This window comes from Kocuria sp. KKT182, assembly GCF_055635395.1.
Genome location: NZ_CM145757.1, coordinates 2,158,736 through 2,173,956 on the forward strand (window position 1 = coordinate 2,158,736; position 15,221 = coordinate 2,173,956).

The following is a 15,221-nucleotide window of genomic DNA, read 5'->3' on the forward strand; positions in this document are numbered from 1 at the left end:
CGCCCGCACACCGCGACCGTCAGCCCGTTGGCATCAGCACCGACCGTGATCCAGGATGAGGGATGACCACGACTCCACCCCTTCCCCGGACACGCGTCGCCGGCGGGACCATGATGGCGGTCGTCACCACCGGTGTCGGCGGCTACGACCGTCTCGTGCTCTCCCGAGTGCCCATCCCCGAGCCGGGCGAGGGTGAGGTGCTGGTTCGCGTCCTGGCGGCCGGCATGAACAACACCGAGATCAACACCAGGCTCGGTTGGTACTCGTCGTCGGTGACGGCGGGAACGAACGATGTGTCCGAGGACGTCGTCGGAGACGCCTCGACGAGACCGGACGGGGGCTGGAACGCGGCAACCCCGTTCCCGCTGATCCAGGGCGCGGACTGCTGCGGGCAGATCGCGGCCGTCGGTCGTGGGGGCGACGAGTCCGCCCTCGGGGCACGGGTGCTGATCCGCGCCTGCATGCGCACCAAGGGTTTCTCCTCCTGGGACACGACCTGGCTGGGCTCCGACGTCGACGGAGCCTTTGCGCAGTTCGTCGCCGTCCCGGCGCACGAGGTCTTCCCGGTGGACTGCGACTGGAGCGACGCGGAGCTGGCGACCATCCCGTGCGCCTACGGGACGGCGGAGAACATGGTCCGCCGCGCCGGCATCACCACGGGGGCACGGGTCCTGGTGACCGGCGCCTCCGGCGGCGTCGGATCGGCCGTGGTGCAGCTCGCCAAGCGACGCGGAGCCCACGTCGTCGGCATGGCCGGCGACGCCAAACGGGACCAGGTCCGCGCCCTCGGCGCCGACGAGGTCATCGGACGGGACGACCCGCGGAACGTGCTGGGCGCGGACAGCGTCGACGTCGTGATCGACAACGTCGCCGGCCCCGGCTTCCCGGCCGTGCTGGACCTCCTCAGGAGGGGCGGGACGTACGTCTCCTCCGGGGCCATCGGCGGCCCCCTGGTCGCACTCGACATGCGCACCCTCTACAGGAAGGACCTCACCCTGATCGGCTGCACGGCGTGGGACGAAGAGGTGTTCCCCGACCTCGTCTCCTACATCGAGCGCGGAGAGATCCGGCCGCTGCTGGCGAGGGTCTTCCCGCTCGAGCAGATCGCGGCCGCCCAACGGGAGTTCCTCGAGAAGACGCACGTGGGCAAGTTCGCCCTGATCCCGCCCGACCCCGCACCCTGAACCACCGCTGCCGGACCCGACACCCCCTGGGAGGACCATGCCGATCCCCGACCGACACTGCACCACGCCCGTCACCGACGAGCTCCTCCACGGCGTCGTGGAGCTGGAGCACACGGACGACGGAGTGATCCCGCACCGCCTCCCCGCGTGGGCCAGGAACCAGGCCCGCGACCCGCAGCTGGCCATGGCCGAGTCCCAGCCCTCGGGCGCGCGGCTGCTCTTCGCGACCGAGGCGAGCCGCGTCGAGCTCCGCGGGCGCGCCACACGCTTCCGGTACGAGGGCGCACCACCGCGCCCGGCGGGCATCTTCGACCTGCTGGTCGACGGCCGGCGCACCCGGCAGGCCGGCCTCGAGGCCGCGACCGTGGTGAGCATCGACATGACCACCGGCGACCGGCAGATCACGCAGGCCGGGCTCGGCGGCGTCGTCTTCGACGATCTGCCCCGGGGCCCCAAGACGGTCGAGCTCTGGCTGCCGCACAACGAGACCGTGGAACTGGCCGAGCTCCGCTCCGACGCCCCCCTCCGGCCGGTCAAGGACCCGCGCCCGGTGTGGGTGCACCACGGCAGTTCGATCAGCCACGGCTCGAACGCGGTGCATCCCACCGGCACCTGGCCGGCGGTCGCCGCGAGGCGGGCCGACCTCAATCTGCTCAACCTCGGCTTCGGGGGCAGCGCGCTGCTCGACCCGTTCACCGCACGCACCATCCGGGACACCCCGGCCGAGCTGATCAGCGTCAAGCTCGGCATCAACCTGGTCAACCTCGATCTGATGCGGCTGCGGGCCTTAGGCCCCGCAGTGCACGGCTTCCTCGACACGATCCGCGACGGCCATCCCCACACCCCGCTGCTGGTGATCTCCCCCCTCCTGTGCCCGATCCACGAGAACACCCCGGGACCCGGCGCCTTCGACCCGGACGCCCTCGCCCGGGGTGAGCTGCGGTTCCGGGCGACCGGCGACCCCGGCGAGGTCGCCGCCGGCAAGCTCACCCTGACGGTCATCCGTGCCGAACTGGCACGGATCGTGACGGAGCGGGCGCACGACGATCCGCACCTGTTCCACCTCGACGGACGCGAGCTCTACGGGGAGTCCGACGCCCGGGAGCTCCCCCTGCCCGACGCCCTCCACCCCGACGCGACCACGCACCTGCGGATCGGCGAGCGCTTCGCCGAGTTCGTGCTCGGCCACGGCTCGCTGCCGGCCGGCGAAGGGGCGTGACATCTTCGGCGGTTGGGTAACGATCCGGGGCAGGTCGGCCGGCCGACCCGGAGGACCGTCCTACGCTGGGGGCACCGCCTGTCCCACGCGTTCACCGGGGCCGGTGCGTGATCCGGGGCCGTGGACCGGCCCGTCATCTCATCGATTCCACGCCCCGTACGTGCTGTCGGATGTGCCTTCGCGGTGGAGTGCGGCGCAGGGGTCGACATCGTCGCCCATGACGACCGCGCCAGAAGCACTGTTCTCCGGATGCAGGCCCTCCCCGGAAGCGGCCTGCGCCGATCGAGAAGGAAACGAAGATGTCCGCACCCGTACGCTCCACGCGCCACACGTTCGCCGCCGCCACGGCGGCGGTGCTCCTCCTCGGGACCACCGGCGGGGCAACCGCCGGGCCGCCCTCCCCGGCCGGGCCGGCGGCCACTCCGGCCGCCGCGGCGGCACCGTCGGCTCCGGCCACGGACCCCGAGGCCTGTGTCACCGATGTCGACGACGTCGTGGCCCGAGAGCCCTCCGCGCAGATGTCCGGGCCGCTGCCCGAGGAACGGGCTACGACGTTGGACGCCGCCGCCCGGGCCTCGTTCGCGCAGGCCGCCACCCCCGGTGCGGTGGTGGGGGTCTCCTCCCCGGAGGGCACCTGGACGGCCGCCTACGGGGTGGCCGACCCGGCCACCGGGGAGCCCATGGAGGTGGGGGTGCACACCCGCGTCGGATCGGTCACCAAGCCCTTCACCGCCACCCTGGTCCTGCAGCTGGCCGAGGAGGGTGAGCTCTCCCTGGAGGACCCCATCGCCGACTACGTCGACGGCATCCCCAACGGCGAGCAGATCACCCTGCGCCGGCTGGCGGACATGACCAGCGGGGTGGCCAGCTACACCCGCAGCACCCAGTTCACGGACCGCTTCTTCGCGGATCCGCAGCAGGTCTTCACCCCGGAGGAGCTGGTCGCCGTCGGCGTCTCGGAATCCCCCCTGTTCGCCCCCGGTGCGCAGTTCGACTACTCCAACACCAACTACATCCTGCTGGGCCTCGTCGTCGAACAGGTCACCGGCCAGCCGGTCGGGGAGGTCCTGGAGGAGCAGATCTTCGACCCGCTGGGACTCGACGAGACCGTCTGGCCCGGTGACTCCACCGAGATGCCGGAACCCTACGCGCGGGGCTTCACGCTCCAGGGCGACACCGCGACGCCGGAGGCGCCGGCCGACGCCACGCACTGGAACCCAAGCTGGGGAGCCACCGCCGGGGCCCTGATCTCGGACATGGACGACCTGCTGGTCTACGGCCGGGCCCTGGGCACCGGGCACGGACTGCTGGAGCCGGAGGCCCAGCGAGAGCGCCTCACCTCGTTCCAGCCCCCCGAGTCCGGCTACGGGCTGGGCTTCGGGTGCATCGACGGCTGGGTCGGGCACACCGGGACGCAGCCCGGGTACAACACCACCGTCTACTACGACACCACCACCGACACCACCGTGGTCGTGCAGGCCACCAGCGACATCCCCTCCGGGGACTGCCCGGAGTCCCCGGTGCTGGCCGACGACCCCAGGACCCTGCCGTGCGCCACCCCGGCCACACGGATCTTCGCCGAGGTCTCCACCGTCCTGGGCCACACCTTCACCCCCAACCCGGAACGCTGATCACCCGCTCCACCGAATCTGGCGGACGTCGATGATGGGCAGGTCCCCGTCCGTCTCGATGGCGTCCCCGCCTCCGTTGCGGGCGTGATAGCCGGTGGAGTACTGCTCGACGACGTGGACCGTGGCGCCGACGGCCTGCAGGGACGAGACGACGAGATCACGCTCGCGGTCGGTGTCCGCGGCGGTCCAGCCGGCCCCGACCATCGCGGCGGACAGCTGCGCGGGGGTGCCGACCACCGCCAGGTTGACCGGGTCCCCCAGCAGGCCGTCGGAGGTGCGGGCCCGCCCGATGAAGTAGCTGGGGACGTAGATGCCGGTGAGCAGACGGTTCAACCGCGGCAGGAGCACATAGGCCGACAGCACCCAGAGGGGCAGGAACAACCAGGGCAGACGCCCGTCGTCGTCGATCTCCTCGAGGACGAGGTGGTAGACGCCCCAGCCGGCCAGCACGCTGGTGACGAGGAAGCCGAACCGGTGCGCCCACAGCACCACGGTGGCCCGCCGGGCACCGCCCCTGGGCTGCGGGCTCCGCTCGTCGCTGTCGGGGTGCCCACGTCCTGCATCCATCTCGTGCTCCCCGCCCCGTCTCCCGCACCGGACGTCCGCGGCGCCGGTCGTGGTGCTCCCAGGCTAAGAGGTCATTTCATAATGAGTTCGACGTAGCCCTTGAGTGCTGACGGGGTCCTCGGTGACCCTGGTGGGCATGATGGGGGATCTCGTACCGGACTCGCTGTGGGAGCGAGTCGAGCCGTTGCTGCCACCACGCCCACCCCGGCGCCACCAGCACCCAGGGCGCAAGCCCGCCGATGACCGGACAGCTCTGGCCGGGATCGTGTTCGTGCTCAAGACCGGGCTCGGCTGGAACCAGCTGCCCCGGGACCTGCTCGGCGTCTCCGGAGTGACCTGCTGGCGGCGCATGAGGGACTGGACCGAGGCCGGAGTGTGGCCGGCGGTACACGAAGTGCTGTTGGCTGAGCTGCGCGCGGCCGGGGCACTGGACCTAGACCGGTGCGCTGTGGACGGCTCGCACGTGCGGGCCCTCAAAGGGGGGACCACATCGGGCCCAGCCCCGTCGATCGCGGCCGGCCCGGTTCCAAGCACCACCTGATCGTTGAGGCGAACGGCATCCCGCTACAGGTCACCCTCACCGGCGGCAACCGCAACGACGTCACCCAGCTGTTGCCCCTGGTCGACTCGATTCCGCCGATCCGCGGGTTGCGTGGTCGGCCCCGCCGCAAGCCCCGGGAACTGTTCGCGGACCGTGGCTATGACCACGACAAGTACCGGCGGCTGCTGCGCGCCCGCGGGATCACTCCGCGCATCGCCCGTCGAGGCGTCGCCCATGGTTCCGGGCTGGGCCGGCATCGCTGGGTGGTGGAGCGCGGCTTCGCCTGGCTGCACTCCTACAAGCGACTCCGGACTCGGTGGGAACGCCGGGCCGACCTCCATCTCGGACTGCTGCAACTGGCCTGCGCGCTGATCTGCCACAGACGCCTCACCGCATTATGAAACAAGTTCTAAGGGGTGCTCCGGACGCTCCGGAGCCTGCACCTAGCGGGATTCCCCTCCGGCCTCTCGAAGGGCGAAGCTCCGCCGGTAGGCGGACGGCGTGGTCGCGTAGGCCGAGACGAAGTTCTGCCGGAGGGTGACCGCGCTGCCGAAGCCGCAGGCCAGCGCGATGCGGTCGACACCCCAGCGCGTGGTCTCGAGCAGGCTGCGGGCCTCGTCGAGGCGTCGCGCGAGGACCCAGCGGGCGGGGGTGGTGCCGGTGGTGTCGCGGAAGCGGCGCACCAGGGTCCGGCGGCTCATCCGGGCGTGGGCGGCGAGCTCGTCGATGGACAGGGGCTCGTGCAGCCGGGCCATCGCCCAGTCCAGCGTGGCGGCCAGGGGATCCCCGCTGTCGGGCCGGGCGACCGGGCGCTGGATGTACTGCGCCTGGCCGCCTTCCCGGTGCGGGGCCACGACCAGGCTGCGGGCGACCCGGTTGGCGGCCGCGGCACCCAGGTGCTTGCGGACCAGGTGCAGGCAGGCGTCCAGGGAGGAGGCCGTGCCGGCGGAGGTCATGACGTCGTCGTGGTCGATGTAGAGCACCGAGTCCTCGACAGCCAGCTCCGGGTGACGGGACGCGAGTTCGTCCATCCCCTCCCAGTGGGTCACGGCGGGCCGCCCGCCCAGCAGACCGGCCTCGGCGACGGCGAAGGCCCCCATGCACAGACCCACCACACCGGACCCATGCGCATGGGCGCGGGTGAGCACGGCGCGCAGCGGCTCGTCGACGGCCACCGGCGGATAGGGCCAGGAGGGGATCACCACCAGGTCGGCGTCCTCGGCAGCCTCTGGCCCGGCGAGACGGCCCAGCGAGTAGCCCTCCGCCGTCGTGACCATGTCCGTGCCCGTGCTCCACAGCACCGTGTCCCAGCCCTCGGCCAGGCCCAGCCGGGTGACCTCGCCGAACACCAGCTGCGGCACGGCCAGGTGGAACATCGTCACACCGTCGAACGCATGGATCGCGATCCGCACCAGACCTCGTTCCTCCCCCCGGGGCCGCTGCGCAGCAAGAATGGCCCGATCTCATCGTCATTATGCCCGCGGGCCAGTCGCGGTGGAACCCGGTCGGATCCGAACATGGACTGCAGGCCATGCACCACCGCTGGCCCACCGCTTTCTTCAGAGGAGATCCCGTGACCATTCCCCGCCGCGCCCTGATCGTCGTCGACGCCCAGATGGAGTACTTCGACGGCCCCATGTCCATCCAGTACCCGCCCCGCGAGGAGTCGCTCGCCAACATCAGCCGCGTCCTCGAGGTCGCCGCCGAGCAGGACATGCCGGTCGTCATGGTCCAGCACGAGACGGACGAGGGCGCACCCATCTTCGCGCCCGGCTCGGCGGGATATCCGCTCCACCCTGATCTCGAGCAGCTCGACAACCGGCAGTGGAAGCAGGTCGTGAAGGGGTACGGCAGCGTCTTCGCCGGCACCGACGTGGCCGAGTGGCTGCGCGAGCGCGACGTCGACACGATCACGGTGGTCGGCTACATGACCAACAACTGCGACCTGGCGACGGCGGTCGAGGCCGAGGGGCTCGGCTTCGCCGCCGAGATCCTCTCCGACGCCACCGGCGCGATCCACCTCGCCAACGAGGCCGGTCAGGTCTCGGCCGAGGATCTGCACCGCACCCTGATGGTGCTGCTGCAGTCGAACTTCGCCGCGGTCACCACCACGGACGCCTGGATCGGGGCGGTCGCCGGCGGCGAGTCGCCGGTCCGCAGCAACCTCGTCGCCTCGGCGATGAACGGAGCGGAAGCGTTCACCAGCGGCTCCTAGACGGCATGTCGTGACCGCCCAGCCGCGCTGGGGGGCGGGCCGGGGTCCACCGAAGGACACCCACCCGGCGCGGTTCAGTCGCTCACGGAGCGCACGACCCGTGCCGGGGAGCCCACCACCACGGACCTCTCCGGGACGTCCTTGGTCACCACCGACGCCGCCGCCACGACGGCGTCGTCGCCGATCGTCACGCCCGGCAGGACCGTGGCGTTGGACCCGATCCACACGTTGCGGCCGATCATGATGGGGGCCGGGTGCATGTCCGCCCGGCGGCTGGGGGCGAGGTCGTGGTTGAGGGTGGCCAGCACCGTGTTGTGCCCGATCAGGCAGTCGTCGCCGATGACCACCCCACCCTGGTCCTGGAACGTGCACCCGGAGTTGATGAAGACCCGCTTCCCGAGGGTGATGTTCTTCCCGAAGTCGGAGTGGAAGGGCGGGAACACCGTCACCGATGCGTCCACCGGCCTGCCGGTGAGCTGGGCCAGCAGCTCCCGCACCCGGGCCGGTTCCCGGTATCCGCCGTTGAGCTCCCCGGTGATGCGCAGGGCCTCCTGGCTGACCCGGTGCATGACCTCGTGCAGGGGCGAGTCCCCCGTGATGGTGCGCCCGGCGTCGAGCGCCTCCAGAAGATCGGTCAGTTCCATGGTGTCCTTTCGGTAGTGTCCGGGCGGCGGGATCCGCAGGCCCAGCGCCTGGGCGCGGGCTCAGACCAGGGTGGCGGCGTCGATGACGAAGCGGTAGCGCACGTCCGAGGCCAGCACCCGCTCGTAGGCCTCGTTGACCCGGTCGGCGGAGATCAGCTCGGTCTCCGGGACGATGCCGTGCTCGGCGCAGAAGTCGAGCATCTCCTGGGTCTCGGCGATGCCGCCGATCATCGACCCGGCGTAGGTGCGCCGACCGCCGATGAGGGAGAAGACGTTGAGGCTCAGCGGCTCCGCCGGGGCCCCGACGTTGACCAGAGCCCCGTCGACGGTGAGCAGGGAGAGGTAGGCGTCCACGTCGATCACGGCGCTGACGGTGTTGAGGACCAGGTCGAAGGACCCGGCCAGCTGCTCGAAGGCGGCCCGGTCCGAGGTGGCGTAGTAGTGCTCGGCACCCAGCCGCAGCCCGTCCTCCTTCTTCTTCAGCGACTGCGAGAGCACGGTGACCTCCGCGCCCATCGCGGCGGCGATCTTCACGGCCAGGTGCCCCAGTCCGCCCAGGCCCACGACGGCGACCTTCCGGCCCGGGCCGGCGCCCCAGCGGCGCAGCGGGGAGTAGGTGGTGATCCCGGCGCACAGCAGCGGGGCGACCGCGGCGAAGTCCAGGGACTCGGGCACGGACAGCACGAAGCCGGCGTCGACGACCACGTGGGTGGAATAGCCGCCCTGGGTGATGGTGCCGTCCCGGTCGGCCCCGCCGTAGGTGGGCACCATGCCCTCGGCGCAGTACTGCTCGTCCCCGTTGCGGCAGTTGGTGCACTGCCCGCAGGAGTTGACCATGCACCCCACCCCGACGCGGTCCCCGACGGCGTGGCCGGTGACCTCGGGGCCGATCTCGGCGACGGTGCCCACGATCTCGTGGCCGGGCACCAGGGGGTAGTGCTGGGGCCCCCAGTCGCCGTTGACGGTGTGGATGTCGGAGTGGCAGATCCCGGCGTAGGCGATCTCGATCAGCACGTCGTTCGGGCCCACCTCGCGGCGGGTGATCGTGGTCGGCTCCAGCGGTGCGTCGGCGGAGGGGGCGGCGTAGGCGTTGACGGTCAGCAAGGGGAACTCCTGATGCGGTGGGGCAGCGGAACGGATCGGGCGGACGTGGTGGGAGACCCGTCCGCGCAGTCGCCCGAGCGTGCGGGAAGGACCCGACGGATCGGCGACTGCACCACCTCATCAGGAACGGCAGGACTCAGGGAGTCCCTGGTGAAGGGCGTACCGGGAGAGCACCCCAGGGTCGGTGCCTCCGCGTTCACACCGCGGCTGGTGGCAGCCCGGGGGTGATGCTGCGTTCGGGCTCACCGTCGCCGCGGTGATGAGGATTCTCCCGCTGCGGGTCCTCGGTGCTGGGAGGCGGCGTCGAGCTGAGCTCCACGGTGACCGTGGTGTCCGGGAACAGGTCGCGGGCCCGTTGGCTCATCCGGGTCAGTTCCTGCCGGTCGGTGGCCGTCGGCTCCCCGGTGACGATCAGGGTCACGGTGTGGCCGGTGCGGTCGGTGCGCACGAGAACGGATGCAGAACGGCTCATGGCCGGGACCTCTCATCGCAAGGCCACCCCGAGGGGCCTGCTGCTTGACCTCCCCGAGGAGGTCTCGCGACCGTAGAACATCCGGATGTGCATCCGCCCAGATCACCGACTCATACCGACAGGACGCCGTCATGAATCCAGTCGGCTGCTGCCCTGACCGCAGGAAAGCCCCGCCCGGCGGTGGACCGGTCCGCAAGGGGACACGTCGGCGGCGTCCATCCGCCCCGGTCCTCCGGTGACGCTGCCGGTCCAGCGGCACCCCGATGCCGTCACCCGCCGACGGGCGCGTCCGGGGCCGGTGGGTCCGGCCGCCGGACGCCGGGACGCGCAACCGGCCGGGACAGGACATCGGAGTTTCGGGGGTTCGGGAACCAGATCTGGATGAGAGCCCATCCCACCGCGGTCAGCGGGACGGCCAGCACTGCCCCGACGACACCGGAGAGGATCCCGCCGGCGGCCAGGGCGAGCAGCACCACCAGCGGGTGCAGGCTCAGGGCCCGGCCCAGCACCATCGGCTGGAGCACCCTCCCGTCGAGCTGGTTGATGGCCACCACCACCGCCACCACCACCAGCGCCACCACCGGGCCGTTGGCCACCAGGTCCACCAGGACTGCGACGCCGCCGATCAGGGCGGCTCCCACGATGGGGATGAAGCCGCCCAGGAAGATCAGCACCGACAGGGGCAGGGCCAGGGGCACCCGCAGCACCAGCAGGGTGACCCCGATGACCACCGCCTCCAGCAGGGCCACCACGGCGGTGCCGCGCACATAGCCGCCCAGCACGTGCAGGGTCGTGGTGCCCGAGGTCAGCAGTTTCTCCAGGGTCTCACCGTGGAAACGGCTCAGGACGAACGCCCAGATCCGGGCCCCGTCCTGGAGGAAGAAGTAGAGGATCACGGCCACCAGCACCGCTCCGGTGATCACCTGGGTGGCCGCGGAGATCCCCAGCAGCGCCCCGGCACCGAAGCTGGGGCTGGCCGTGAAGTCCACGACGGCGGTCAGAGCCTCGTCCAGGCCCTGCTGGCCGACCGGGATCGGCCCGGCCACCACGAACTGGCGCAACCGGTCCAGCCCGCCCACCGCGGAGGCCACCAGCTCCGCCCACTCGCCGCGCACGGCGAAGACCATGCCGGTGACCACCCCGCCCAGGACCACGATCGCGGCCACGAACACGATCCAGGTCGCCAGCGCCCCGGGCACACGGTGCCGGCGCAGGAAGGCGACCAGGGGGTTCAGCGCGGCGGCCAGGACCGTGGCGATCAGCAGCGGGATCACCACCAGCTTGAGCTGGATCAGCCCGTAGACCACCACCACCGTCGCGCTCAGCAGCACCAGCCCCTGCAGCGCCCGGGTGGTCGCCCGACCCAGCGGGTCCGCCCACAGATCACGAGGGTGCGAGGTCCTGCGATGCCGTGGACGCGTCACCGGAATCGCCCCTCCCCCGCTTCGCCGCTGGCCTGGGTTCAGGATGCGCCCACGGACTCATCGATGCCAAGACCCCGGACGGCACCCGACGACGCTCCCGGTCGATGCCGACCGCAGGACGGACGGCTCGACGACGCGGCACGACCGGCGGCCTCCGTGTGCTCGCGGGCGATGGTGCGCGCGGTCTGCTCGTCCTGGTCCTCGATGGCGCGCACGAGCCGCTCGTGCACGTCCAGGGCGGCGTCCCTCCGGTCCTCGGTCGACAGCGTGGACTTCGGAGCGGGAGTCAGCCTGCCACCGGCATCCAGAGCATGTTCCCGATGCCCCACAGCACCAAGCACACCAGCACGAAGGGCAGGGTCCTCGCCACCAGGGCCCCGCGGGTGAGGACGGGCCCGGGGGTGTCCTTCTGCTGGAGTGGGCCGGCGATCCGGTAGGCGAGCTCGATGCGCGCCGGGCTGGCCAGGCAGGCCAGTCCGGCCGCCACGTTCTGGGAGGCCATCATCCACAGCGGGTCCATGCCGAGGGCATGCGCGGCTGCGTCCTGGGTGCCGCCGAACATGGCGTTGGCGCCCGTGCCCGAGGCCGTGATGTATCCCCCCAGACCACCGACCATGGGCACCAGGAACAGGTAGGCCTGACCCAGCCCGGTCAGCGCCGCGGCCAGCGCCTCGGCCAGCCCGCCCCCGGAGACCGCACTGCCCAGCACCAGGTACAGGCCGGTCGGCGCCGCCACCTGGAGCCACATCCGGCGGATCTCCCGCGGCAGTCGCCGCCGGTGTTCCCTGTCCATGGAGAGCACGACGACGCCGACCAGGGCGCCGGTGATGGACCACAGGGCCGGCGAGCCCAGCACCGCGCCGAACTCACCGGGCGGCAGCAGGCCTTCGAGGAGCTACCCGATGATGGTGCCTCCGAGCAGCACCAGGTACGGCACCAGGGCGCGGGCCGGGACGGGCCCCATCCGTCCGCGGCTGATCACGCCGGCCCAGCCCGCGGACATCACCAGGGTGGCCACCGCACCGGCCACGGCCGTGCCGAACGCCAGATTGGCGGCGAGGACCAGGGCGGACAGCACCACGCCCGATGCCAGTCCCATGCCGATCCAGGCCCCGTAGTCAGCGGGCCGGGCCCGGGCCCGGGCATGGGAGGTGGGCAGTCCCCGGCCGGCGATGACCGCGGCCACGGCACCGGATCCCAGGAAGGCGATGACGTTCAGGACTCCGGAGGCCACCCCGAGGTCGTGCAGGGTGACGCCGGCGATCTGGGAGCCCAGGAGCGTGCCGGGCCCCATGGAGCCCCACGGGCCCACCATGAGCGCCACCAGCGAGAGCGAGGCCGCTCGCAACGGCGTGAACCCCAGGGACAGCAGCAGCGGCAGCCCGATGATCACGGAGACGCCGAACCCGGTGACGGTCTCCATGAACGGCACCACCCCGTGCACCATGAGCAGCGCCGAGAGCACCGTGGGGCCGCCGCCGTCCGAGAGCCACCGGGCCAGCTTCTCCTGAGCGCCGGTCCGGTCCATGACGCGGGAGAGCAGGATCCCGCCGGCAATGATCGCCAGCACCTCGACCAGGATCCAGAAGCCCTCGCCGAAGGCCGAGGACACCTCCGCCACAGGGGTGCCGAACCAGGCCAGGCCGATCACCACGGCTGAGACCAGTCCGGCCGCGGGGGCCACCCATGGCGGCGCCGGCACGAGGAGCAGACCTGAGGTCAGGACCATGGGCAGGGCCGCCATGAGCACGTCCAACGGCGGCCCACCTCCACACTTCTCCTGTCAGATCGCTGTCACCGGCCGATGCTACGCCCCGACGGCGTCCGGGTGATCACGGATGCGGAGGGCAACTCCTACTGCGCCACCGCTTCGTGAGCCCGCCCGGTAGTCCGCCATATGTAAAGCGGCGATGGGACCCTCATTGCCTGCGGAGACCATCGCCCATCCGGGTGCGGTTCAGCGTCCTGTTCGCTCAGGAGCACCGGCCCCGTGCCGGCGCCGCCGTCATGGCAGCAGTGCCGGGGCGGCCTGGGCCGGTCTTTTCTGGGTGGTTGGGCTCGTGCCGGCGGGAATGCTCTCGCCGGAAGCGCCGGCGATGGCTGGTCGGGGTCCGGTGGTGTTGGTCGGTGCCAGCGCCAGCACGATCAGGGCGGCGGCCAGGATTGACAGCCCGATCCAGCCGAGCACCGCGAGCTGTTCGCCGACCACGAGGACCGCCAGCAGTGCCGCCACGGCCAGTTCGGTCAGGGTCAGGGTGGTTGCCGTGCTCGGGCGCAACCGGGTGAGCCCGATCCCGAAGAGGTAATAGCCGAGGAACATCGGGATCAGGGCCATGTAGGCGGCCACGGCGAAGGACTGGCTCGAGGCCAGTAGGGGCGCCCCCGTGGCGGCCAGCACGGGCAGCAGCAGGACCCCGCCGGTCCCGAAGACCGCACCCATCGCCGCCGCCCGGTCCACCCCGTGGCCCATGAGCCGGTGGACCACCCAGGAGTACAGGGCGTAGGTCGCCCCGGCCACCAGGCCCAGCCCGATCCCGGTGACGGTGTCGGTGGCTGACCCGCTCGTCTGACCGGTCTTGGACAGGCACAGCAGGGCACTGCCGGTGATGCCCAGCACCGCCGCCAGCACCCACCACCGGCTCAGCGGCTTGCGCTCCAGGATCAGTTCCAGCACCCCTGAGGCCAGCGGGGCCGAGGCCAGGGAGACGACCGTGCCGATGGCCACCCCGGCCAGGTGCATCGAGGAGTAGAACGCCAACGGGTAGACCGCCACCGCACCGGCCCCGACGGCCACCAGCCTCGCGTGGGCCCGCAGCATCGGGCGGGCCCGGCGCAGGGCGGGCACGGCGATCCCTGCTTGCAGCAGTCCGCCCACTCCCAGCGCGGCGGCACCGATCGCCAAGGGGCCGGCCTCCGGGGCGAAGGTCGCCGCCGTACCGGTGGTGCCCCACAGGAACGCGGTGATCAGGACCGCGACGATCCCCCCGGCCACGCCCTTCACCGCCCCGCCCCCAGTCCGGCCAGAAGGCCTCCGGCGATCGTCCGGGCATGGATCAGGCGTGCCGGGTCGCCCTCCAGCCCGGCCCGGGCCATCGCCCCCTCCAGCAGGAAGCTGAAGTGCTCCGCCAACTGGCGGGCCGCGGCCGGATCGGTCAGCGTGCCCAGGTGCTCGACCAACAGGTCCTCGACCTGCTCCTTGTGCCGGCGCACCACCGCCCGCCCCGGATCACCGGCGGGCAGCTCGGCGGCGGCGTTGAGCAACCCGCAGCCGCGGAAACCGTGATCGTAGGCGAGACCAGCGTGATCGAGGTAGGCGTCGAACACCGCCAGCACCCGCTCCTGGGGCGTGGACGCCTCTCCCAGGCGGGCCCGGTACAGGCCCAGCCACTCCTCGTGCCGGTCCTGGAGATAGGCCTGCACCAGGGCGGCCTTGGAGGCGAAGTTGTTGTACAAGCTCATCTTCGCCACCCCGGCCTGGGCGGTGATCGCGTCGATGCCGGTGGCCGTGATGCCCTCGGCGTAGAACCGGCCCGCGGCCGCCTCCAGCAGCCGCTGTCGGGCCGACCCGCGGCGCTGCGCGGGACTGTGCTGTGGTGTCGTCATGCTCGCCTCCTTCTTAGGTAGAGCAGTCTACCTAAGAAGGAGGTGGCGACAACCTTGGTGCAGCCCGGCACGGTCTTGAGGTAACGAGTGCGCCTCGCCACGGGCTGGCTGGTCCGGCCAGGAGTTCGCGCACCCAGCCCAACAGGCTGCGCCACGCCGGCAGCCACGTGCAGGATGTGGGACGCAAGGCCGGTTCTCAGTCGCGGCGGATTCAGGAAGCCGGAGGGGATGTGGGAGTAGATGCAGTAACTGCCGCGACTCGTTGGCCGGTATCCGGGCCATATGTAAAGCGGAAGAGCTCTGAACCGGGATCAGGTGTCACCGAATGGTGCGGCAGTTCCAGCCCTTGCTGATCGTGAGCTTGGGAACCTGCCGTATCCCTGTAGGTCACATCAGATGCAGGCCAGATCAGACGACATCTGGGACTACCCCGGGTTGCTTGACTCAACGGAAGTCCGGGCAGTCCCGTTTTGCACTTGTGCTGCGATCAGGTTGTGAGGCCTCGGTGTTACGGCATTGGTCCGTGGGTGGGGCCTGTAGCACGCTGATGGGTGCTTTCTGAGACGAGATGCGAGATGGTGAAGGCCTCGGAGAGGAGGTGTTCCAATGCAGGAGAA

General features: G+C 71.3%; 16 protein-coding genes. 5 read left to right on the forward strand and 11 right to left on the reverse strand.

The genetic code is table 11. The features are described 5' to 3' along the window. The first annotated feature begins 62 nt into the window (after nucleotides 1–62). The 3 genes from ACZ2G1_RS10035 (at nucleotide 63) to ACZ2G1_RS10045 (ending at nucleotide 4,034) form a co-directional block, all read left to right on the forward strand. A complete protein-coding gene (locus ACZ2G1_RS10035; protein WP_470376658.1) occupies nucleotides 63–1,184 on the forward strand; it encodes an alcohol dehydrogenase family protein in 1,122 nt (373 codons plus the stop codon). Nucleotides 1,185–1,221: 37 nt separating this feature from the next. Beyond that, a complete protein-coding gene (locus ACZ2G1_RS10040) occupies nucleotides 1,222–2,403 on the forward strand; it encodes an SGNH/GDSL hydrolase family protein (protein WP_470376659.1) in 1,182 nt (393 codons plus the stop codon). A gap of 299 nt (nucleotides 2,404–2,702) precedes the next feature. Next, nucleotides 2,703–4,034, forward strand: coding sequence for a serine hydrolase domain-containing protein (locus ACZ2G1_RS10045; protein ID WP_470376660.1), 1,332 nt, complete (start codon nucleotides 2,703–2,705; stop codon nucleotides 4,032–4,034). Here ACZ2G1_RS10045 and ACZ2G1_RS10050 read toward each other — a convergent pair whose 3' ends face one another. Then, nucleotides 4,035–4,601: an LssY C-terminal domain-containing protein gene (locus ACZ2G1_RS10050; RefSeq protein ID WP_144836374.1), complete on the reverse strand. Its 567-nt coding sequence runs from the start codon at nucleotides 4,599–4,601 to the stop codon at nucleotides 4,035–4,037. Between the two features lie 136 nt (nucleotides 4,602–4,737). On the opposite strand from ACZ2G1_RS10050, the gene ACZ2G1_RS10055 reads away from it, so the two are divergent. After that, nucleotides 4,738–5,543 (forward strand): IS5 family transposase gene (locus tag ACZ2G1_RS10055; protein WP_470376661.1). Its coding sequence is split into 2 segments (ribosomal slippage): nucleotides 4,738–5,077 and nucleotides 5,077–5,543, totalling 807 coding nucleotides; the frame shifts between segments, so codons are not numbered across the junction. A 42-nt stretch (nucleotides 5,544–5,585) separates the two neighbouring features. Here the strand turns inward: ACZ2G1_RS10055 and ACZ2G1_RS10060 are convergent. After that, nucleotides 5,586–6,554 (reverse strand): GlxA family transcriptional regulator, encoded by a 969-nt coding sequence (locus tag ACZ2G1_RS10060; RefSeq protein ID WP_144836373.1) that lies wholly within the window; start codon nucleotides 6,552–6,554, stop codon nucleotides 5,586–5,588. 161 nt (nucleotides 6,555–6,715) lie between these two features. On the opposite strand from ACZ2G1_RS10060, the gene ACZ2G1_RS10065 reads away from it, so the two are divergent. Then, nucleotides 6,716–7,357, forward strand: a complete 642-nt coding sequence (locus ACZ2G1_RS10065; RefSeq protein WP_109221872.1) for an isochorismatase family protein — start codon at nucleotides 6,716–6,718, stop codon at nucleotides 7,355–7,357. A gap of 74 nt (nucleotides 7,358–7,431) precedes the next feature. On the opposite strand, the gene ACZ2G1_RS10070 is transcribed toward ACZ2G1_RS10065, so the two are convergent. The 9 genes from ACZ2G1_RS10070 to ACZ2G1_RS10110 all read right to left on the reverse strand — a co-directional run bounded on the left by ACZ2G1_RS10070 (nucleotide 7,432) and on the right by ACZ2G1_RS10110 (nucleotide 14,604). Further along, nucleotides 7,432–8,001, reverse strand: coding sequence for a DapH/DapD/GlmU-related protein (locus ACZ2G1_RS10070; protein WP_470376662.1), 570 nt, complete (start codon nucleotides 7,999–8,001; stop codon nucleotides 7,432–7,434). Between the two features lie 60 nt (nucleotides 8,002–8,061). Then, nucleotides 8,062–9,105 carry an NAD(P)-dependent alcohol dehydrogenase gene (locus ACZ2G1_RS10075; RefSeq protein ID WP_470376663.1) on the reverse strand — a complete coding sequence of 348 codons (1,044 nt, stop codon included), beginning with the start codon at nucleotides 9,103–9,105 and terminating at the stop codon, nucleotides 8,062–8,064. A 196-nt stretch (nucleotides 9,106–9,301) separates the two neighbouring features. Further along, nucleotides 9,302–9,577 carry a hypothetical protein gene (locus ACZ2G1_RS10080; protein WP_146200272.1) on the reverse strand — a complete coding sequence of 92 codons (276 nt, stop codon included), beginning with the start codon at nucleotides 9,575–9,577 and terminating at the stop codon, nucleotides 9,302–9,304. A gap of 269 nt (nucleotides 9,578–9,846) precedes the next feature. Continuing rightward, nucleotides 9,847–11,001, reverse strand: a complete 1,155-nt coding sequence (locus tag ACZ2G1_RS10085; protein WP_470376664.1) for an AI-2E family transporter — start codon at nucleotides 10,999–11,001, stop codon at nucleotides 9,847–9,849. A gap of 38 nt (nucleotides 11,002–11,039) precedes the next feature. After that, complete coding sequence (locus ACZ2G1_RS10090; RefSeq protein ID WP_109221876.1) at nucleotides 11,040–11,342, reverse strand: FCD domain-containing protein; 303 nt, start codon at nucleotides 11,340–11,342, stop codon at nucleotides 11,040–11,042. Further along, nucleotides 11,288–11,857 (reverse strand): L-lactate permease, encoded by a 570-nt coding sequence (locus tag ACZ2G1_RS10095; protein WP_470376665.1) that lies wholly within the window; start codon nucleotides 11,855–11,857, stop codon nucleotides 11,288–11,290. Before ACZ2G1_RS10095 ends, ACZ2G1_RS10090 begins: the two co-directional genes overlap by 55 nt. Nucleotides 11,858–11,896: 39 nt before the next feature. Beyond that, nucleotides 11,897–12,751, reverse strand: a complete 855-nt coding sequence (locus ACZ2G1_RS10100) for an L-lactate permease (RefSeq protein WP_470377721.1) — start codon at nucleotides 12,749–12,751, stop codon at nucleotides 11,897–11,899. 255 nt (nucleotides 12,752–13,006) lie between these two features. Further along, nucleotides 13,007–13,993, reverse strand: coding sequence for a DMT family transporter (locus ACZ2G1_RS10105; protein WP_470376666.1), 987 nt, complete (start codon nucleotides 13,991–13,993; stop codon nucleotides 13,007–13,009). Nucleotides 13,994–13,998: 5 nt separating this feature from the next. Next, a complete protein-coding gene (locus tag ACZ2G1_RS10110) occupies nucleotides 13,999–14,604 on the reverse strand; it encodes a TetR/AcrR family transcriptional regulator (RefSeq protein WP_109221879.1) in 606 nt (201 codons plus the stop codon). Nucleotides 14,605–15,221: the final 617 nt, after the last annotated feature.